Below are 18,759 nucleotides of genomic sequence, written 5' to 3' on the forward strand. Positions count from 1 at the left end.
GAGCCGTTATCGACGATGATCAGGCGGTCGCCCTGGCGCAGTTGGGGGGCGATCGAGCGGGCGGCCCGCAGGGTCAGGGGCGCGTTCTTCCAGTTAACGAGGACGACGCGGGCGCTGCGCCGCGCGGCTCCGGTCTGTTCTCCCGCGCCGGGGGTGTTCGTCCCGGCGTTCATTGGGTGCCCGCCAGCGTCTCGTAGAGGCGGGCGTGGGCGGCTGCTGAGGCTTCCCACGTGTAGTCGGTGGCGCGGGCGAGGCCGGCCGCGGCTAGGCGGTCGTGCTCGCTTCCGGCGGCGGCCTCCAGGGCGTCGGCGAGGGCACGAGCGTCGGTGGCCGGTACAAGGAGACCCGCGTCGGTGCCCGTGATCTCCGCCATGCAGGTGTCGGCGCTGGTGACGACGGGGGTGCCGTGCGCCATAGCCTCAAGGACGGGCAGCCCGAAGCCCTCCCAGATCGAGGGGAACGTGAAGACACGCGCTCCTGCATAGGCGCAGGCGAGGTCGGTGTCATCGAGGCGTCCGAGGACGTGGGTGCGTTCGGCGGGCAGGTCCCCCCACTCGGGGTCTTCTCCCCACCCAGCGGGACCCACGAGGACCAGGTCGAGATCCGTGGACGAGGCCATGGCGCGGTATGCGCGCAGCAGCGTCGGCAGGTTCTTGCGGGGTTCGCGAGTGCCGACCCACAGGATGTAGGGGCGGGTCAGGCCGTGGCGGGCGCGGAAGCCCTCCACCTGGGAGTCGGTGACGGGCGTGTGGGTGAGGCCGTGCGGGATGACGGTGATGAGTCCCTCGTCGATGCCCGCCTCGATGCAGTCGCGCGCGGTCGCCTCGGAGGGGACGATGACCGCGTCGGCACGGTGCCTGGTGATGTCGAGGGCACGGTTAAAGTAGGCGGCCCCGTGGGAGGTGAAGTGGCTGGCATCGCGCAGGAACGCGACGTCGTGAACGGTGACCACCAGCGGCCGCGAGGTCGGGGGAATCGCCCAGGTGGTCGCGTGCACGACCTGCGCTTCCCCGCCCGATCCGACGCCGAGCATCCGGTCCACGCGCGGCATGCTCAGGCGGTCCCACGCTGCGTACAGGAGGCGGCGCGGCAGCGCGGAGTTGAGCACAGGAATCGTCAGGCCTACCTCTTCCGGGGTGGGTTCGCCCGCGCCGTGTCGCGCGGCGATGCCGACGGCGCGTACCCCCTGCGCGGCCAGGCGAGAGGCCACTTCCACGATGTATCGTCCCGAGCCTCCGGGCACGGGCTGCCACATCTGCTCAACTACCATTCCGACGCGTACGCTCATGCTTCCAGGATAGTTGAGATGTATGTCAGCGTCTGCCCGGCCAGATACTGACATACAATGGGAAAATCCTTCGCAACGACCGGAGACCATTATGCCTTCCTCTCTCTCGTCCAAGCCCGTCCGCGTCCTCATGGACGCCACTGCGATCCCCGCGAACCTCGGCGGAGTGGGCCGCTACGTGGACGATCTGGTGCCCGAACTCGAGGCCCAGGGCGTTGAACTCACGATGGCGGTGCAAGAGCGCGACGCAGAGCACTTTGCCACGCGCCTGCCATCCGCTCGCATCATCCCGATTTCCCCTCGCTTCGAGTCACGTCCGATGCGTTTCGCGTGGGAGCAGACGGGGTTGCCCTCGCTCATCCGCAAGGTTCGCCCCGACGTGCTCCACTCCCCTCACTACACGTGCCCGCAGTTCCCGGGCGTGCCCGTCGTCATCACCCTGCACGACGCAACGTTCTTCTCCCACCCGCAGGCACACTCGCGTACGAAGCAAAAGTTCTTCACGTTCGCGATCCGCCGCGCGATCCGTCGGGCCGCTGCGCTCGTCGTGCCTTCCGAGGCGACGCGCGATGAGACGATCAAGTACGCGGGCGGTGACCCCTCGCAGTTCTACGTCGCCTACCACGGCGTAGACCGATCAATCTTCCACCCCGTGGATGACGCTGAGCGTGCGCGTGTCAAGAAGTCCCTCGGCCTGGATGGCCAGGAGTACATCGGTTTCCTCGGCACTCTCGAGCCCCGCAAGAACGTCCCGAACCTGGTGCGCGGTTGGACGCAGGCGGTCTCGGACCTGCCCAATCCTCCCGCACTGGTTCTGGCCGGCGGCAAGGGCTGGGATGAGGACATTGACCCGGCCCTGGCGGCAGTCCCCTCGCACCTGACGGTTCTGCGTCCCGGCTACCTGCCCCTGGAGGACCTGCCCGGTTTCCTCTCCGGATGCCTCGTCCTGGCCTACCCCTCGATCGCGGAGGGCTTCGGTCTGCCCGTTCTCGAGGCCATGAGCTGTGGGGCTGCGACGCTCACGACGCGCCTGACGTCCCTGCCCGAGGTCGGCGGGGACGCGGTCGACTACTGCGACATCACTCCCGAGTCGATCGCCGACGCCCTCACCACCCTGATGAACGATCCGCAGCGCCGCGCCCGGCTGGGGCAGGCCGCCATCGCTCGCTCCGAGGAGTTCACCTGGGAACGGGCAGCTGAAGTCCACGCGCAGGCATTCCGCGCCGCAGCCGGACTCTGATCCCCAACGTACCGCGACACACAAGGACTGCCTGCTATGACCACTCACGACCATCCCAGCGACGAGGCGAAGCCCTTGAAGGACGAGTTCGCTACGGAGACGGATCTGCCTGAGGAAGCTGTGCGCTCCCTGGACACTGATCGCACTGAGGACAAGGACGCGGATCAGCCCGGCGAGGCACCGGCACCGCATTCAGCTTCCTTCCGCAACCGCTTTGGTTTGTCCACCCGCGCCTGGCGCGTGATCGGCGTTATCGGCCTCGTGCTGTCCGTGTGCGGCGTTGGCCTCGCGTGGGCCGTGTCGTCCCCGCTCGGGGCCTCCCCCGACGACGACTACCACCTGGGTTCCATCTGGTGTCCTCCCCCGCTGGCGGATTCCGGTTGTACGACCGGCTACACCGAACGTGGAACCTTCGGCCCGGTCGTTCCCGAGACCATCTCCGCCACCAGGGTCGCGTGCTACGCGTTCCACGGGAATGAATCTGCCGTCTGCTCGCTCAACAACTCGGACGAGCGCACGATGGTAACCGACCGTTGGGATGACGGCAACTACCCGTGGGGCTACTACCAATTCCACCACCACTTCATCGCTCACGACGCCGACCGGGCGGGTGTGACGATGCGTCTCATCAACGTCAGTATCGCCATTGTTCTCATCGGGGCGATCGGCGCACTCATGCCGAGCGCGATGCGCCGCGGCTACGTGTTGGCGATTCTGGCGGCATGGACGCCGATGGGCATCTATTTCATTGCCTCCAACAACCCCTCTTCGTGGGCCTTCACAGGCGTGTTCGCCTTCGCGGCTGGTCTATGGTCGGCCACGCAGTCCTATGGGTGGCGGCGTTGGTCCCTGCTCGGTGCTGCCGCTCTGGGCGCTGTCCTGTCGTGTACCTCACGCGGCGACTCCGCCTTCTTCCTGTTCGTCATCACCGTCGCCCTCGCGTTCGCGGTGCGTTGGCGTCGCGAGCACTGGCCCGAGGCCACGCTTGCCATCGTTGCCTCGATCATCGGCATCATCGTCATGCGCTCAACGAACGTCGCGAGCACCCACCTGACGACGGCGCAGGGCGAGTCTCGCTCACTCATTGACCTGCTCGGTGACAACATGTCCTTCCTGCCGCAGTACCTCGCCGGTTTCTACGGCTACCGCTGGGGACCGGGATGGCTGGACGTGAACTACGACGGCTCTATCTCGACCGTTGGCCTCCTGATCGCGGGTGCCGTCTTTATCGCTGGTGCGCGCACCTGGTCGTGGCGCAAGCTGATGACACTGCTGACGCTGGTTGGCGCGATGGCTGGCGTCCCGACCCTGATCGGTATTCTCCAGGAGTTCAACAACGTGGCCACCTACCAGGCGCGCTACATGATGCCTCTGTGGATCGTGTTCCTGTTCTTCCTGCTGACGATGGATCGGCGCGAGCGCTTGGTCTCGCGTTCGCAAGCTGTCGTGCTCGGCGTGCTGGCGGCAGGGACCCAGTTCTGGGCGTTGTTCCTCCTGCTGTTGCGCTACACCCACGGGTCCTCGGTCCTCCTGTTCAACCTGAGTCAGACGGCCGGGTGGTGGTGGCCGGGTGCCCCCATCGGCCCGAACACGGTCTGGGCGATTGGCACGGTTTCTTTCGCTGCGGCCATTGCTTTCGCGTTCCTCTTAACGCGTGAAGAACTCGACCAGAAGCCCGCTCTCGAGTCCTGATTCTCCTTCGTGCGCCCAGGTGCCTGCCCGGCAGGTTGCCTGGGCGCACGCGTATTCGGGTGACGAGGCCGTGGCGGGTTCGTCGGCTAGAGGCGGATTCAGGCGCTTCGATGCGCACGTGAACCCGCTATGAAGAGCGTGGGTCCTCTCTTCCGCACGTGAACCCGCTCATCGGAGCATGGGCGGGGTCGCCCACGTGCGGAACAGAGGGTTTGCGTGCGGAACAGAGGCCGCGCGGTAGATGATGATCGACCGAACGCGTTCCCTACAGGTCGACAGAGCGACCGGTGGCGGCCGAAGCGAGGATGGCCTCGACGACGCGCAGGTTGTCCAGGGCCTCGTCCATGGTGACGTGCTCGCTGCCCACGCCGAGAATCGCGTCGCGGAAGCGCTCGTGTTCGAGGGCGAGGGGCTCGCGCTTGGTGAGCGCATAGCGCACGACCTGGCCCTCGCTGACCCCGCGGAAGGCCGCGATGGCGTCCCACTGCAGGGGCGCGTGGCCGTTCTCGTAGAAGGTCAGGTCCCCCATGGCGGTGTCGGCGACGAGCGCGCCGCGCTCCCCCGTCACGATGGTCGTACGGTCCTTGTAGGGGGTCAGCCAGTTGACGAGGTGGTTGACGAGAATGCCGCCGGCAAGCACGCCCGAGGCAACCATCATGTCCTCGTGAGGCCTGCCCGAGCGCGCGGAAGTGCGCGCGTAGATGCTCTCGTAGGGGGCACCGGCCACCCACGCGGCCAGGTCCACGTCGTGCGTGGCTAGGTCCTTCACCACGCCGACGTCGCTGATGCGCGCGGGGAAGGGCGACTGGCGGCGCGTCGCGATCTGCTCGATGTCGCCGAGCTGGCCTTGAGCGATCCGCCGACGCATGTCGATGAGCGCCGGGTTGCAGCGCTCGACGTAGCCGACGGCACCCACGAGGCCCGCACGCGCGAAGGCGTCGCGGATGCGCCGGCCCGCCTCCACGCTCGTGGCGAGGGGCTTTTCGACGAGGGTGTGTACCCCGGCCTCGGCGAGCGCTAGAGCTGCGGCTTCGTGGTGGGCGGTGGGGGCAGCGATGATCGCCGCGTCGATGCCGGCCTCGATCAGTTCCTCGACGCCGCCGAGGACGGGCAGGTTGCCGGCGACGCCGAAGCGGTCGCCGCCCGGATCCGCGAGCGCGACGAGGTCTACCCCCCGCGTGGCGCGGGCGTTGCGCACGTGGTGTCGGCCCATCGAGCCAATGCCGAGGATTCCTAAGCGAATACTCACGTCAGGCACCCGCCTCCGCGAGCGCGTTGACGCCGTGTGCGATGCGCTCCAGCTCGATGGGCGTCAGCGACGGGTAGATCGGCAGGGAGAGGACCTGGTCGGCTGCCTCGCGTGTGGCCGGAAGCTCCAGACCGGGGGCGAAGCGGGCCAGGGAGGGCAGCTCGTGGTTCGGGATCGGGTAGTAGACGCCCGAGCCGACGCCGTACTCCTCACGCAGGGCGGCGGCGAAACCATCGCGGTCTTCGGGCACGCGGATCGTGTACTGGTGGTAGACGTGCGTGGCACCGGGGGCGACGTGCGGGACGGTGACACCTCGCAGGTGAGCGTCCAGGAAGGCGGCGTTGTCCTGACGTTTGCGCGTCCACGCGCTGACCTTGGTGAGCTGCACCCGACCGATGGCCGCGTGGATGTCGGTCATGCGGTTGTTGAGGCCCACGATTTCGTTGGCGTAGCGCGTCTCCATGCCCTGGTTGCGCGCGAGCTTCACCCCGCGGATGACGCTGGGGTCGGTCGAGGTGACCATGCCGCCCTCGCCGCTGGTCATGTTCTTCGTCGGGTAGAAGGAGAAGGCCGCGAAGGTGCCGAAAGAGCCGACCGCGCGCCCGTGCAGGGTGGCACCGTGGGCCTGGGCGGCGTCTTCAAAGAGCATGAGTCCATGCGCGTCGGCAATCGCCTGAAGCGCCTCCATGGGCGCGGGGTGGCCGTAGAGGTGGACGGGCATGATGGCCCGTGTATGAGGCGTGATTGCGGCTTCGACAGCGGCCGGTGACAGTGTGAACGTGAGCGGGTCGATATCGGCGAACACGGGGGTCGCGCCTGTGATGGCGACCGAGTTCGCGGTGGCAGCGAAGGTGAAGGAGGGGACGATGACCTCGTCACCCGGCCCGATCCCGGCGGCGAGCAGGCCCAAGTGCAGGGCTGAGGTTCCCGAGTTGACCGCGACGGCGTGGGTTCCGGGCACGAGGGTGGCGGCAAACTCCTCCTCGAAGGCGGCGACCTGCGGCCCCTGGGCGATCATGCCCGTACGCATGACGGCGGCGACCGCGTCGATTTCCTCCTCGCCGATGAGCGGGCGTGCGGGTGGAATGAAGGGCTGCATCACTGGTGGTCCTCATGGGTCTGGGCCTGTGTGTCGGCGGTGTTCGGGGACGAGGCCTGGGTTTCCTCCGGCGTCAGGGTGCCGTTTCGCTCGATGTAGCGGCGGCCCGAGGCCGGGCACACCCACGCGACTGTCCCGGCCTCGCGGTCGGGTGCAGCGTCGGGGTCGACGACCACGAGGGGTACCCCGGCCTCGCCGACCCATCCGACGCGGCGCGCGGGCACGCCGACGACGAGGGCGTAGGGGGCGACGTCGCGGGTGACGACAGAGCCTGCTCCGATGCTTGCCCACGCGCCGATGCGCACGGGGGCCACGCATACGGCGCGCGCGCCGATGGCGGCACCGTGCTCGACGGTGACGCCGACGCGGTGCCAATCCGACGCGCGCTTCAGGGTTCCGTCGGGATTGATGGCGCGGGGGCAGTGGTCGTTCGTGAGGACGGCTGCGGGGCCGACGAAGACGCCGTCGGCCAGGGAGGCGGGTTCGTAGACGAGGGCGTAGTTCTGGATCTTGCAGCGCGCACCTACCCGAACGCCTTCGCCAATGTAAGCCCCGCGTCCGATGATCGTCTCTTCGCCGATACGGGCGTTTTCGCGAACCTGGGCCAGGTGCCACACGCGGGCGCTGGGCGCAACCTGCGCGCTGGGTGCCACGTCGGCGCTGGGCTTGATCACGGTATCTCCCTTGTGTTGTCCTATAGGCACGATCACGCACATCAGGTACGCCCCGTCGGATAGCAACACTATAGGCGCGTAGCCTGCCCTATGTGCGACACTGGAGAAATGCAGCAGCGCTCCGACACGTGGGTCGTCATCCCCGCGTTTAACGAGGCGCCCGTCATCGGGGGCGTCATCGCGGGCGTGCGCGCTCTTTTTCCCCGAGTCCTCGTCGTGGACGATGCCTCCGGCGACGACACCGCCGCTCTCGCTCGCCGCGCCGGCGCCTACACGGCGGTCCACCCGCTGAACCTGGGACAGGGCGCTGCCCTGCAGACCGGCTTCGATGCGGCCCTCGCCCGCGGGGCCCGCTACGTGGTGACTTTTGATGCCGATGGCCAGCACGATCCCGCCGACGCCGCGGCGATGGTTGATCGCGCGCGCAGAGAGGACCTTGCCTTCGTCCTCGGGTCCCGTTTCCTCGACGGTGGAGGCACCCAAGTCGGCGCGCTCAAGCGCGCTCTGCTGCACGTCGGTGCGATGGCCGCTCACGCCCGCACCGGCATGGCGCTCACCGACACGCACAATGGCCTGCGCGTCATCCGTGCCGACGCCCTCGCCCACGTGCACCTGACCCAGGGACGCATGGCCCACGCCTCGCAGATCGTCTCCCAGCTGGCTGGCTGCGGCCTTCCAGGTGCCGAACATCCCGTGACGATCTCCTACACGGACTATTCGCGCGCGAAGGGCCAGCCGCTGCTGAATTCCGTCAACATCGTCGTCGACCTTGTGTTGGGAGAACGATGAGCGCCTACCTGCTGATTCGTGTCCTTCTGCTGCTCGCACTCGCCGTCATCGCGTGGTGGCTCACGCGCCCGGTCTCCTCCGCGTCCTCCCTCGCGATGCGCCGCATCGGGATCGGCGCACTCGTCGCTGCTGCCGTTGTCGCAATCCTCGTGCCGTCCCTGGCGAACAGGCTGGCGCACGTGATCGGCGTTGATCGCGGGGTGAACCTGATAGTCTACGGCCTTGTCGTCGCGTTGATCGCTCAGATGGTCACCGCCTACCGGCGCGAAGCGCGCATGGAGGCACGTGTGGCGGCGCTCGCGCGTGCGCTAGCGCTGGCGGGGGTGCGTCCTCCTGACGAGGCAGTGGTTTCCACCGGCGATCACTCCCCTGAGACGAGGGATCCTCAGCAAGTGGAACACGCCGCTTCCCCACCACATTCCCCGACAAACACGACCGATAACGATATGGTTACAAGTGATGAGTAACATGAATCTGCGACCGATCCAGCACTCGGCTGTTAACTTTGGGCGCTTTGGCCTCCTGCGATATACGCTCACCATCCTGATGGTCGGCGCTCTCTTCGCCACGTCAACGGCGTGCTTCCTCTACGCCAAAATCAGTGCCGATTTCGCCGACCGAGTCGTGGACATCGGCGACTATCAGATCGACGGGAACGCTCAGGCGACCCCGGATTCGTTTGACGGCCGCGCCCTCAACATTCTCGTCGTCGGCACGGACTCGCGTAACGGCGACAGCGGCAATGTCGGTGCAGGTGACGAGGAGGAGGTCCCCGGCCTTCGCAACGACTCGACGATGGTTATCCACGTCAGCGCCGACCGCTCTCGTGTTCAGGTCGTGTCGATTCCGCGCGACACGCTGGTCGATATCCCCGCGTGTAAGCACCGCGACGGATCGACCAGCGAGCCCATCGAAGAAGAGATGTTCAACAACTCCATGTTCTACGGTGCCGACGGTGGTAACACCGACGCCGACATCGCGCCCGGTATTGCGTGCGTGAAGTCGACCATCGAGAACATGTCGGGCATGACGATCGATTCCTTCATGGTCGTGAACTTCGCCGGCTTCATCAAGATGATCGACGCCCTGGGCGGTATCTGGTTCAACATCCCTAATCACATCGAAGATGAGTCCGCTCAGCTGTACATCGACGCGGGATGCTGGAAGTTGGACGGCACTCAGTCGCTGGCCTACATGCGCTCGCGCAAGGGCCAGGGCGATGGCTCCGACATCTCTCGTATCGGCCGCCAACAGCAGCTCATCTCCGCGATGCTTCGCGAGCTTCAGGCCAAGGACTACGTCACCGACTCCGGCGCGCTCCTCACCTTCCTGCAGGCCGCGATCCAGTCTGTCAACGTCTCCCCGAACCTGGGCGATGCCAGCGCAGATACTAATTTGCTGCTCAATGTCCTGTCGAAGATCGACCGCACGAACATCCAGTTTGTGACGATGCCCGTCGAAGAGCCCTACTGGGATCCGAACCGACGCATTGCTGCTGAACCGATGGCCCGCAACATGTGGACCGCGCTCAAGCAGGACAAGGCGCTGCCCGTGGGTACGACCTACACGGATGGCAACGGCGCGCAGCTGGTGGTCCCCGACCCGAAGGCTGCACAGGCCGTGCCCTCGCCGACGCCCTCTGCGGCCGACACTCAGAACGCCGGTCAGCCCCAGAGCACCACGGACAATACCGAGCAGTCGGCCTCCGTTGAGAACAACGCAGCCAACGAGGCTGCCGCCCAGAAGAACGCCGCCACCTGCCCGCCGAAAGACAAATGAGCACTCCTCCCTCGTTCACGCCCAACCCGAAACGACGCCGCCCCGACTTCGATGACGCGCACGTCATCGGCCAGGAGGCTCCCTCCGGCGCGCCCGTCCCCCCGTCTGAGGGGATCGCGCCGCAGATGTGGAGGATTTCCGAGGACGGTGCCGACTCCTCGCGCCCGCTGATGCCGCCGACCCTGGATCAGCCCCAGCGCGATCCGTCCTCGCTGTTTCCGAGGCGTTCCGCTCCTACCCCGCCCCCGTCGTTCGCGCCGGGATCGGCCGCGCGCAAGTCGTTGCGCACGCGCCAGGCGGACTCGTCACAGAACCCGTCGTCCTCCCCCCAGGCGACGCACCCTGTCCCGACACCGTCGTCCTCCCCCCAGGCGACGCACCCTGTCCCGACACCGTCGTCCTCCCCCCAGGCGACGTACCCTGTTCCGACACCTGCGTCCTCCCCCAAGGGGGCGTATCCTGTTCCGACACCTGCGTCCTCCGCCCGTCGGAGTGCGCCGGTTCCGAATCCGCCTGCCACGCCCGACGAGACGACGGTTGCTCCGAACCCGCCTGCCACGCCCGACGAGACGACGGTTGCTCCGAACCCGCCGTCCTTCGCGCCTGGCTCCAGCAACGCTGCAACGTCCCGCACCCCAGCGGCTCCCAGCTTCGCACCCGGTTCCGGCAACACTGCGACGCCCCGCACCCCTGCGGCTCCCAGCTTCGCACCTGGCTCCAGCAACACTGCAACGCCCCGCACCCCAGCGGCTCCCAGCTTCGCGCCCGGCTCCGGCAACGCTGCAACGCCCCGCACCCCAGCGGCTCCCAGCTTCGCGCCCTCGGGTAACGGGCCGCGCCAGGCGAGCGCCACACGCTCCCAGGCAGTCCCCGACCCGGTCCCCACACCCGGCGCTACGCCGTCGCGCACCGCTCCGGCGACAGCTCCGAGGCCTCGGCGCAAGCGCCGCCGACGCCTGGTCCTCAAGACGCTGTCTGTTCTCCTGGTCATTGTTCTCGCGTGGGGCGGATTCCTCGTGTGGGACGCGAACACGAACATCGGGCGCGTGAGCGCACTGTCGGGCGCCTCGGATACGGCCGGTACGACGTACCTGTTGGCCGGTTCGGACTCGCGTGCGGACGGCGCCGTGCAGGACGGCTTTGAGGGATCCGAGCGCGCTGACTCGATCATGCTGGTCAACATCGCGGCGAACGGCCAGGCTGTTGCTGTGTCGATTCCCCGCGATACCTACGCTGAGATTCCCGGCGTCGGCTGGGACAAGATCAACGCTTCCTACGCCTACGGCGGCCCCCAGCTCCTGGTCGAGACAGTCGAGAAGCTGACGGGTTTGACCGTCGATCACTTCGTGCAGATCGGCATGGGTGCGGTGCCCGACATGGTGGACGCGGTCGGCGGCGTGGAGCTGTGCTACGACCACGACTCGAACGACGAGTATTCGGGCCTGAACTGGACTGCTGGCTGCCACACGGTGGACGGCCCCACCGCCCTGCAGTTCTCGCGTATGCGATACCAGGATCCGGAGGGCGATATCGGTCGTACGAAGCGTCAGCGTCAGGTGATCTCCAAGGTCGTGTCCGAGGCCGCATCCCCCGCGACCCTCATCAACCCCGCGCGGACCCTACGCGTGGAGCGCGCTGGTTCCAAGTCGTTCACTGTCGATGAGGATTCCTCGATCATGACGGTTGCTTCCCTCGTGATGGCGCTGCGCAGCGCCTCGTCCGACGAGCTGATGGGTGTCCCGCCCATCGAGTCGCTGGACTATACGACCAGCGCGGGTGCCTCGGCGGTCCTGCTGCGTGACGAGACGGCCCCTGACTTCTTCGCCAAGCTGCGCTCCGGCAAACTCACGACCTCGGATCTCAACCAGATCGGCTGACGTCCTCAGGTGCGCCCGAGCGCAGAACAAGCCGCGGCCTCGTTCCCTCACAACAGAAGGGACGAGGCCGCGGCCGTGTCAGGCGTTAAAGAGGCTCTCAGGCACCGGGTACCGTGATGGGTCGCGGACCTGCCTGCCAGCCTTCCCAGGCGGAAGTGAGGATCTCGTCGAGACCGTTGTTGGCCTTCCAGCCCAGGTCCACGCCGATGGACAGCGGGTCACCGATGAGCTTGGGCGGATCGCCGGCGCGGCGCTCGAGGACCTCGACGGGGAAGTCCCAGCCGATGACGCGGCGCAGGCCGTCGATGATCTCCTGGACGGAGGTGCCCAGGCCGGTACCGACGTTGTAAGTGTGGTGGTCGGGCTGGCGGCCTTCGGCGAGGACGTCGAGGGCGGCGATGTGGGCCTCGGCCAGGTCCATGACGTGGATGTAGTCGCGCACGCAGGTGCCGTCCGGGGTGTCGTAGTCGGCACCGAAGATCTTGGCGCTCTCCCCGCGCTCGAGGCGGTCGAGAACCATGGGGATGAGGTTCATGATGGCGGGGTCGGCCAGGTCGGGCCAGCCGGCACCGGCGACGTTGAAGTAGCGCAGGCCGATCCACTTCAGATCCCATGCGCGCTCGCAGTCGGCCATCATCCACTCGCCGATCAGCTTGGTTTCGCCGTAGGGGTTGATGGGGTGGCCAGCCATGTCTTCGGTGACGACCTCGGCGGTGGGCATGCCGTAGACGGCGGCGGAGGAGGAGAAAATCATCTGGTCGACGCCCGCGTCCTCCATGGCAGCCAGGACGTTGGCCATGCCGCCGATGTTCTGCGCGTAGTACCAGGCGGGGCGCTTGACGGATTCTCCGACCTGCTTGCGGGCGGAGAAGTGGATGACGGCGGTGACGTCCTCGTCCATCATGAGGGTGGACAGGGTGGACCGCGCTTCGTCCGTGGCGACGTCGAGGCGAACCAGGGGCGTATCCCCGACCCGGGCGGCGTTCGAGGTGGACAGGTCGTCGACGACGACGACGCGATCCCCGCGCTGACGCAGGAGGCGGACAACATGGGCGCCGATGTAGCCGGCACCGCCACAAACGAGAATGCTCATGGCTTCAGGATACGACGGTGGGAGCGCCCGCGCCTACCCGCGCGGGGCTTGTGGGGGCTTGTCAGTAGTCCTCGGCGACGCGCTTGGCGAGGGCTGCGCCCTTGGCGCTGGCGACGTCGCGCAGGTCCTTCTGGAAGTCGCGCATGTGTGCGCGCAGACCTTCACACCACGGTCCTTCTCCGGCGCCGAGGATACGGGCCGCGAGCAGCCCGGCGTTGCGCGCGCCCGCGATGGACACGGTCGCGACGGGTACGCCGGCGGGCATTTGGACGATGGAGTGCAGGGAGTCCACGCCGTCGAGGTGCTTGAGGGGAACGGGCACGCCGATGACGGGCAGCTCGGTGAGGGCGGCAAGCATGCCGGGAAGGTGGGCGGCACCGCCGGCTCCGGCGATGATGACGCGCAGCCCCCGCTCCGAGGCGCTCCTCCCGTAGGCGACCATGTCCTCGGGCATGCGGTGGGCGGAGACGACGCCGACTTCGCAGCCGATGGCGAACTCGGCGAGGGCTGCGACGGCGGGTTCCATGGTGGGCCAGTCGGAGTCGGAACCCATGACAACGCCGACGAGGGGGTTGTCGCTGGTGGCCGTGAGCTGGATGTCGAGGTCGGTGGTCATGGGCGGTCCTTTCGGGAGGGGACGAGGCCGGGGCGCTCTCGCCGTTCGGCCGACGGTTGGGGGGTCAGTCGGTGGCGGAGGTGCCGTGCAGGGCCTCAACGGCGGCCCGTGCGCGCGTCAGGGCCACGTCCGGGTCCTTGTCGACGACGGTGACGTGGCCGAGCTTGCGGCCCGGGCGCACCTCTTTGCCGTAGAGGTGGACTTTCGCTCCGCCTCCCCCGGCTTCATAGGCGGCGGCGAGGGCACGCGCGGGCTGGTTGTAGGCGGAACCCAGCAGGTTAACCATGACGACGTGCGTGCCCGGGGCCTTGAGGTCGGTAGAGCCGAGTGGCAGGTCCAGGACGGCGCGCAGGTGTTGCTCGAACTGGCTGGTGACGGCCCCATCGATGGTCCAGTGTCCGGTGTTGTGGGGGCGCATGGCCAGCTCGTTGACGAGGACGCGCTCGTCCGCTCCCTCTCCGACGACGAACATCTCGACGGCCAGGACGCCGGTGACGCCCAGCTCCCCGGCAATGCGTTCTCCGATGCGGCGCGCTTCGTCCGCTGTCTCGGGTCGGATACCGGTCGCGGGAGCCGTGACCTCAGCACACACGCCGCCCACTTGGACGGTGGAGGCGACGGGCCAGGAGGCAACCTCGCCCGAGGGGGTGCGCGCCAGCAGGGCCGCCACTTCACCCGTGAAGGGCACCAGGGCCTCGGCCAGGAGCGGGCCGCTTCCCCACCATGACTCGACGTCGGCGGGGCTGTGGGCCACCGCGACGCCGTGGCCGTCGTAGCCGCCTCGTGGAGTCTTGACGATGAGGGGCCAGCCGATGACCGCTCCGAAACGCTCCAGCTCAGCCGCGTTATCGACGCGCGCCCATGCCGGGCAGGGGATGCCCATCTCACTCAAGCGCGCGCGCATCTGAAGCTTGTCCTGGGCGTACAGGAGAGCGGCGGCCGGGGGTTGCACGGAGACGACGCGCGCGGCCTCCTCCATGGTTTGGGCAGGAATATGCTCATGTTCGAAAGTGAGGACGTCCGCACCGTCGATGAGCGCGCGAACGGCGTCCAGATCCTTGGGGGCACCGACAGCCTTGTCGACGGTCACCAGACCGGTCGACCCATCCTCGGCCTCGACGAGGGCCCGAAGGTTAATGCCGAGCGCGATAGCGCTCTCCTGCATCATGCGTGCCAGCTGTCCGCCGCCGATGACGGCCACGGTGGGAGGAGTCAACATATCGCGTTCCACGCCTCCCAATCTACCGCTCTCCTAGAAGCGACGCGAGCGGCGTCCCATGGAAATGAGCGGCCCTTCGGGCATGACGCGATCAGGGTCCAGGGACGCCGGGATTGCGGCGACGGATATCGTGAAAACGGGGGGAATGTTGGACTTGAGTTCCAGGCGCCCGCCCATCGCCTGGGCCAGGTCGTGGGCGAGGGCCAGGCCGATGCCCGTCGAACCGTGTCCAGACACACCCTTTTCGAAGATGTCGGGTGCCAGGGCTTCGTCGATACCTTCGCCTTCGTCGCTGACCTCAATGATAACGCCGCGTTTGGAGGAACCGGCGTGCGCCCACACGCGCGTCATTCCATCTCCGTAACGCAGGGAGTTTTCGATGAGCGTGGCCAGCACCTGTCCGAGTTTGCCGGCGTCGGCCAGGATTGGGCGCTCGGCCTCGTCGAGAAAGACGAGGGGACGGCCTGCCGCCTTAAACTGGTCCTCCCACTCTTCGCGGGCGGTGTTGAAGACTTCGAGGATGTGGATGGCCTCGGTTTGCCCACCGTTTTGGCGCTTGGAGACATCGAGGAGTTCGGAAACGACGTTGGTCATGCGCTCGACCTGTTCGAGGCAGGTGCGGGCTTCGGCACGCACTTCCTCCTCGGAGGAGATGAGTTCAATTTCCTCCAGGCGCATCGACAGGGCAGTGAGCGGCGTGCGCAGCTGGTGGGAGGCGTCGGCGGCGGCTTGGCGCTCGGCGGCGAGGCGTCCGGCCATGCGCTCGCCTGTGCGGGCGAGTTCCTCGGAGACCAGGTCGATCTCTTCGATGCCGGATTCTTCAACGCGGGCGCGCACGCCGCCGGAGCCGATCTGCTCAGCCTGTGCGGCCAGGTAGATGAGGGGCGCGGACAGGGAACGCGAGAGCGAGCGAGCCATGAGCAAGCCGATCAGCATAGAGCCGATCATGCCAGCACCGAACATGCCGCACGCCCACAGGATGCGGGTGGTCGCGCCCGAGGCTGAGGAGGTGAGCTGGACACTCACGCCGCTCGGGGACTCCGCAAAGGCTGTCATCGTGCGCCCGATCGGCTCAGTCTCGTCCGTAATGAGGTTGTGGCCGGGCACGAGAATACGGTAGCTGAGTTCGTCACGGCCCTCATTCTGGTCGGCGACGAGCGCCGCTACTGACTCAGCGTCCGTGCTTTCGCCCGCCGCGTTGCGACGGTCGATGCTCTGAACGATGCGCTGGGCAGCGACTTCCAGGTCACGCTGCTCGGAAGCCCAGATAGACACCGAGGCAAAAAACGCGCCGGGCAGGCCCATGACGACGCACACGACAGCGACGACGGAGACAATCATCCTCACCGCGCGTGCGCGCATGGTGACCCTCCTTTAGCGACGGATTAGCGCGCGCTTTCGAATCGGAAGCCCATCCCGCGCACGGTTGTAATGTAGTGCGGGTCGGTCGCGTCATCGCCGAGTTTACGACGCAGCCAGGACACGTGCATGTCCAGGGTCTTGGTGGAGCCGGTCGGGTCGGACCCCCAGACCTCGCGCATGAGCGCGTCGCGAGCGACGACGGACCCGGCCTCGCGCAGCAGAACGCGCAGCAGGTCGAACTCCTTGGCCGTCAGGCTCAGCTCCACATCGCCGACGAAGGCGCGATGGGCTGCGACGTCCACGCGGATGTCCTGGGCGCGCAGCTCGCCTTCAGCGGGTTCTGCGACCTGACGACGCAGGAGCGCGCGTACGCGGGCGAGCAGCTCGGCCAGACGGAAGGGCTTGGTCACGTAGTCGTCCGCGCCCGCGTCGAGGCCGACAACCATGTCAACTTCGTCTGTGCGTGCGGTGAGAATGAGGATCGGGACCCGGTTTCCGGCGGCGCGGATCTCACGGGCGACGTCGAGGCCGTCCATGTCAGGCAGGCCGAGGTCCAGTACGACCAGGTCGACGTTGCGTGTGTCGGCCAGGGCTGCACCGCCCGTGGCGTGCGCGCGCACGTCGTATCCTTCCCTGCCCAGGGCCCGCGCGAGGGGCTCGGAGATGGCCGGATCGTCTTCAACGAGGAGAACTGTAGTCACGCTCTCATCTTAGCAATTCCGAACCAAAACTTTCACCTCTCTTGACCCAAAAAACATGGGCGTCAGAAGTCAACGAAAGACGCTGAGAACGCTCGCGTCAGGCGACACGAGCAGAGAGCAGGTAGGGAGAAACAGGCCCAAAACCGCGCAAGTCTGCGGTCGGGAACTCCTCAAGTTCGTACCCTTCGCCACCCTTGCCAGCGGCGATCGCAGCCGCGGTGGCAGGATCGGTGAGTATCTTACCGACCGGTGCGATGTCCACGAGGCGAGACGCCAAATTAACGGTCGGACCGAAGACATCGCCGGAGCGCGAAAAGACGTCACCACGCACAAAAGACGCGCGTACGGGAAGCATTTCATCGTCCGCGTTGAGACGCTCAATGAGGGCGGTCGCCACGCGCAATCCGGTGGGCAGGTCATCGGCGATGTAGAGAACCGCGTCGCCGATCATCTTGACGACGCGACCGCCCTCTTCGATGACCGCCGTCCGACTTTCTTCCTCGAAGCGCTCGATGAGGCCGACCAGAGCATCCCCGAGAATCGTCGAGGACGAGGTGTAGGACACCATGTCCACGAAGCCGAGGCAACGATTGAGCGGGAAGCGGCTGTGACGCTCCTCGTGACCGCGTTGAGAGACCTCGCGGTCAAAGCGCGAGAGGGTCGCCTCGAGCTGACGACGCCAGGAGTACACGAACATCTCCTGGAAGACGTCGATGTGCTCACGCATGTGGTCGAGCACGTACATGCGAGCCGTCGTGTCATCCAGCATGAGCCGACGCATCGAGTCCTCCACCAGGGCCTCGAACTGCCACAGGGCGAGGCGGTCGGCCAGGTGGGAGTTGGCACGCAGGAGCGAGCGCGACGTGGCGGTGTCGATGACGCCGGACTCGACGAGGTCGTGCCACTTGCCAAACACGTCGAGGTCACGCTGGGAGAACATCTGTTCATCCGGATCGGGGGCCTGGAAGCCCAGGGCGATCCAGAACTGTAAGACACGCTCGATCGGAGTGTCCGTCGCCTCGGCGAGGTCACGGGCAGAGTATGTGAGATGACCACCGAGCAGCTGGGGAACATAGCTGGTTGCGGTGAGGTCATCGGGAGATGCATGGGACGATGTCGCACGCTCATCCATCGCGAATCCCTCCTTGTCAGGCTGACTCAACACCACATCAGCGGATGATAAGTATAGTAGATCACGCTTTAAGGTCACAGTAAATTATGACCTCACGCACTGACAATTGTAGTAGACTGATTGATTTTCCACCACTCATTTGCACATTTACCTGCGACAACTCCGTTTTTTGCACTATTTTGCAGCTTGACTGCGCGCGACGTGACACATGGTCCACAATGTGCCTATGCGCCTCGTTCTTGCCTCCGCCTCCCCCGCCCGCCGCGCCACGTTAATCGCGGCGGGCATCACACCAATCGTCAGGGTGTCCACCGTCGACGAGGACGCCGTCCTCGCCGCCCTGCCCGGCGGGCGCGCATTCTCGGGAGGCACAACCACCCCCACCGACGAGGTGGCGGCCCTCGCCGCCGCCAAGTGCACGGACGTGTGCGAGGCCCTGACCCAGGGAGACCCAGAACTGCCCGAGGGGGATCCCGTCCTCGTCGTCGGCTGCGACTCGATGCTCGAGATTGACAGTCAGATGCTCGGCAAGCCCCACACTCCCGAGGTTGCCCGCGAGCGCATCCGCGCCATGCGCCGCACGAGCGCCACCCTGTGGACGGGACACTCGGCAGCGATCCTCGCCCCAGCCTCGTCGACCGACGGGAGGACGGGCACGCGCACGGTAAGCGCAAGCGTCACCCGCTCCGCCTCGACCCAGGTCCACTTCGGAGACATCTCGGACGCAGAGATCGACGCGTACGTGGCGACGGGCGAGCCGCTGCACGTGGCAGGATCCTTTACAGTAGATGGCTTGGGCGGTCCCTTCATCGAGGGCGTGACGGGCGATTATCACTCGGTCGTCGGCATCTCGTTGCCGCTGCTGCGCTCCATGGCCTCCGAGCTGGGCGTGTTTTGGCCGGACCTGTGGGATGCGCCGCGCACCTAAGTTTCACTCCTCAACGACCCG

At 66.8% G+C, this 18,759-nt stretch carries 17 protein-coding genes and 1 pseudogene; 7 read left to right on the forward strand and 11 right to left on the reverse strand.

Annotated features, from left to right (window positions below):
- Together HMPREF1136_RS11470 and HMPREF1136_RS04745 are read right to left on the reverse strand one after the other, a co-directional pair.
- Nucleotides 1–173 (reverse strand): glycosyltransferase family 2 protein (locus HMPREF1136_RS11470; protein ID WP_442852129.1); only part of this gene is annotated, 173 nt, incomplete at its 3' end.
- Entirely contained in the window at nt 170–1,288 is a 1,119-nt protein-coding gene (locus HMPREF1136_RS04745; protein ID WP_232204176.1) for a glycosyltransferase family 4 protein, read from the reverse strand. The genes HMPREF1136_RS04745 and HMPREF1136_RS11470, both read right to left, overlap by 4 nt.
- Before the next feature lie 91 nt (nt 1,289–1,379).
- Here HMPREF1136_RS04745 and HMPREF1136_RS04750 point away from each other — a divergent pair, with 91 nt between their 5' ends.
- Together HMPREF1136_RS04750 and HMPREF1136_RS04755 are read left to right on the forward strand one after the other, a co-directional pair.
- Entirely contained in the window at nt 1,380–2,528 is a 1,149-nt protein-coding gene (locus HMPREF1136_RS04750; protein WP_009648221.1) for a glycosyltransferase family 4 protein, read from the forward strand.
- A 36-nt stretch (nt 2,529–2,564) separates the two neighbouring features.
- The gene (locus tag HMPREF1136_RS04755) at nt 2,565–4,220 is read left to right on the forward strand and encodes a DUF2142 domain-containing protein (RefSeq protein ID WP_009648197.1); all 1,656 of its coding nucleotides are present in this window, start codon (nt 2,565–2,567) and stop codon (nt 4,218–4,220) included.
- A 265-nt stretch (nt 4,221–4,485) separates the two neighbouring features.
- Here the strand turns inward: HMPREF1136_RS04755 and HMPREF1136_RS04760 are convergent, their stop codons facing one another.
- Genes HMPREF1136_RS04760 through HMPREF1136_RS04770 form a run of 3 tightly spaced genes read right to left on the reverse strand, consistent with a single transcriptional unit; the run spans nt 4,486 to nt 7,242 of the window.
- Complete coding sequence (locus tag HMPREF1136_RS04760; RefSeq protein ID WP_034504971.1) at nt 4,486–5,469, reverse strand: Gfo/Idh/MocA family protein; 984 nt, start codon at nt 5,467–5,469, stop codon at nt 4,486–4,488.
- Nucleotide 5,470: 1 nt separating this feature from the next.
- Nucleotides 5,471–6,571, reverse strand: coding sequence for a DegT/DnrJ/EryC1/StrS family aminotransferase (locus HMPREF1136_RS04765; RefSeq protein ID WP_034504951.1), 1,101 nt, complete (start codon nt 6,569–6,571; stop codon nt 5,471–5,473).
- On the reverse strand, nt 6,568–7,242 hold the full coding sequence (locus tag HMPREF1136_RS04770; protein WP_009648227.1) for an acyltransferase: 675 nt from the start codon (nt 7,240–7,242) through the stop codon (nt 6,568–6,570). Before HMPREF1136_RS04770 ends, HMPREF1136_RS04765 begins: the two co-directional genes overlap by 4 nt.
- A gap of 108 nt (nt 7,243–7,350) precedes the next feature.
- On the opposite strand from HMPREF1136_RS04770, the gene HMPREF1136_RS04775 reads away from it, so the two are divergent.
- The 4 genes and pseudogenes from HMPREF1136_RS04775 to HMPREF1136_RS04790 all read left to right on the forward strand — a co-directional run.
- Nucleotides 7,351–8,031, forward strand: a complete 681-nt coding sequence (locus tag HMPREF1136_RS04775; protein ID WP_009648204.1) for a glycosyltransferase family 2 protein — start codon at nt 7,351–7,353, stop codon at nt 8,029–8,031.
- Complete coding sequence (locus HMPREF1136_RS04780; RefSeq protein ID WP_009648223.1) at nt 8,028–8,498, forward strand: DUF2304 domain-containing protein; 471 nt, start codon at nt 8,028–8,030, stop codon at nt 8,496–8,498. Before HMPREF1136_RS04775 ends, HMPREF1136_RS04780 begins: the two co-directional genes overlap by 4 nt.
- Before the next feature lies 1 nt (nt 8,499).
- Nucleotides 8,500–9,810: an LCP family protein gene (locus tag HMPREF1136_RS04785; RefSeq protein WP_009648201.1), complete on the forward strand. Its 1,311-nt coding sequence runs from the start codon at nt 8,500–8,502 to the stop codon at nt 9,808–9,810.
- Between the two features lie 683 nt (nt 9,811–10,493).
- Nucleotides 10,494–11,687, forward strand: a pseudogene (locus HMPREF1136_RS04790) (LCP family glycopolymer transferase); the annotation flags it as partial.
- A 97-nt stretch (nt 11,688–11,784) separates the two neighbouring features.
- On the opposite strand, the gene galE reads toward HMPREF1136_RS04790, so the two are convergent.
- The 6 genes from galE to HMPREF1136_RS04820 all read right to left on the reverse strand — a co-directional run bounded on the left by galE (nt 11,785) and on the right by HMPREF1136_RS04820 (nt 17,810).
- Nucleotides 11,785–12,780, reverse strand: coding sequence for a UDP-glucose 4-epimerase GalE (galE, locus tag HMPREF1136_RS04795; protein WP_009648200.1), 996 nt, complete (start codon nt 12,778–12,780; stop codon nt 11,785–11,787).
- 61 nt (nt 12,781–12,841) lie between these two features.
- Entirely contained in the window at nt 12,842–13,396 is a 555-nt protein-coding gene (purE, locus tag HMPREF1136_RS04800; RefSeq protein ID WP_009648222.1) for a 5-(carboxyamino)imidazole ribonucleotide mutase, read from the reverse strand.
- A gap of 64 nt (nt 13,397–13,460) precedes the next feature.
- The gene (locus HMPREF1136_RS04805) at nt 13,461–14,615 is read right to left on the reverse strand and encodes a 5-(carboxyamino)imidazole ribonucleotide synthase (RefSeq protein WP_034504957.1); all 1,155 of its coding nucleotides are present in this window, start codon (nt 14,613–14,615) and stop codon (nt 13,461–13,463) included.
- A gap of 33 nt (nt 14,616–14,648) precedes the next feature.
- Nucleotides 14,649–15,977, reverse strand: a complete 1,329-nt coding sequence (locus HMPREF1136_RS04810; RefSeq protein ID WP_009648194.1) for a sensor histidine kinase — start codon at nt 15,975–15,977, stop codon at nt 14,649–14,651.
- Nucleotides 15,978–16,000: 23 nt separating this feature from the next.
- A complete protein-coding gene (locus HMPREF1136_RS04815; RefSeq protein WP_009648205.1) occupies nt 16,001–16,678 on the reverse strand; it encodes a response regulator transcription factor in 678 nt (225 codons plus the stop codon).
- A 97-nt stretch (nt 16,679–16,775) separates the two neighbouring features.
- A complete protein-coding gene (locus tag HMPREF1136_RS04820; protein WP_009648217.1) occupies nt 16,776–17,810 on the reverse strand; it encodes an adenylate/guanylate cyclase domain-containing protein in 1,035 nt (344 codons plus the stop codon).
- A 226-nt stretch (nt 17,811–18,036) separates the two neighbouring features.
- Here HMPREF1136_RS04820 and HMPREF1136_RS04825 point away from each other — a divergent pair, with 226 nt between their 5' ends.
- Nucleotides 18,037–18,738, forward strand: coding sequence for a Maf family protein (locus tag HMPREF1136_RS04825; protein ID WP_009648209.1), 702 nt, complete (start codon nt 18,037–18,039; stop codon nt 18,736–18,738).
- The last annotated feature ends 21 nt before the right edge of the window (nt 18,739–18,759 follow it).

It is taken from the genome of Actinomyces sp. ICM47, assembly GCF_000278725.1.
In the GTDB taxonomy this organism is placed as follows: domain Bacteria; phylum Actinomycetota; class Actinomycetes; order Actinomycetales; family Actinomycetaceae; genus Pauljensenia.

Bases quoted from the DNA above. Each gene is read 5' to 3' on its own strand.
- HMPREF1136_RS04745 (WP_232204176.1), bottom strand. From the start codon at position 1,288: ATGAGCGTACGCGTCGGAATGGTAGTTGAGCAGATGTGGCAGCCCGTG.
- HMPREF1136_RS04750 (WP_009648221.1), top strand. From the start codon at position 1,380: ATGCCTTCCTCTCTCTCGTCCAAGCCCGTCCGCGTCCTCATGGACGCC.
- HMPREF1136_RS04755 (WP_009648197.1), top strand. From the start codon at position 2,565: ATGACCACTCACGACCATCCCAGCGACGAGGCGAAGCCCTTGAAGGAC.
- HMPREF1136_RS04775 (WP_009648204.1), top strand. From the start codon at position 7,351: ATGCAGCAGCGCTCCGACACGTGGGTCGTCATCCCCGCGTTTAACGAG.
- HMPREF1136_RS04780 (WP_009648223.1), top strand. From the start codon at position 8,028: ATGAGCGCCTACCTGCTGATTCGTGTCCTTCTGCTGCTCGCACTCGCC.
- HMPREF1136_RS04785 (WP_009648201.1), top strand. From the start codon at position 8,500: ATGAATCTGCGACCGATCCAGCACTCGGCTGTTAACTTTGGGCGCTTT.
- galE (WP_009648200.1), bottom strand. From the start codon at position 12,780: ATGAGCATTCTCGTTTGTGGCGGTGCCGGCTACATCGGCGCCCATGTT.
- purE (WP_009648222.1), bottom strand. From the start codon at position 13,396: ATGACCACCGACCTCGACATCCAGCTCACGGCCACCAGCGACAACCCC.
- HMPREF1136_RS04805 (WP_034504957.1), bottom strand. From the start codon at position 14,615: ATGTTGACTCCTCCCACCGTGGCCGTCATCGGCGGCGGACAGCTGGCA.
- HMPREF1136_RS04810 (WP_009648194.1), bottom strand. From the start codon at position 15,977: ATGCGCGCACGCGCGGTGAGGATGATTGTCTCCGTCGTCGCTGTCGTG.
- HMPREF1136_RS04820 (WP_009648217.1), bottom strand. From the start codon at position 17,810: ATGGATGAGCGTGCGACATCGTCCCATGCATCTCCCGATGACCTCACC.
- HMPREF1136_RS04825 (WP_009648209.1), top strand. From the start codon at position 18,037: ATGCGCCTCGTTCTTGCCTCCGCCTCCCCCGCCCGCCGCGCCACGTTA.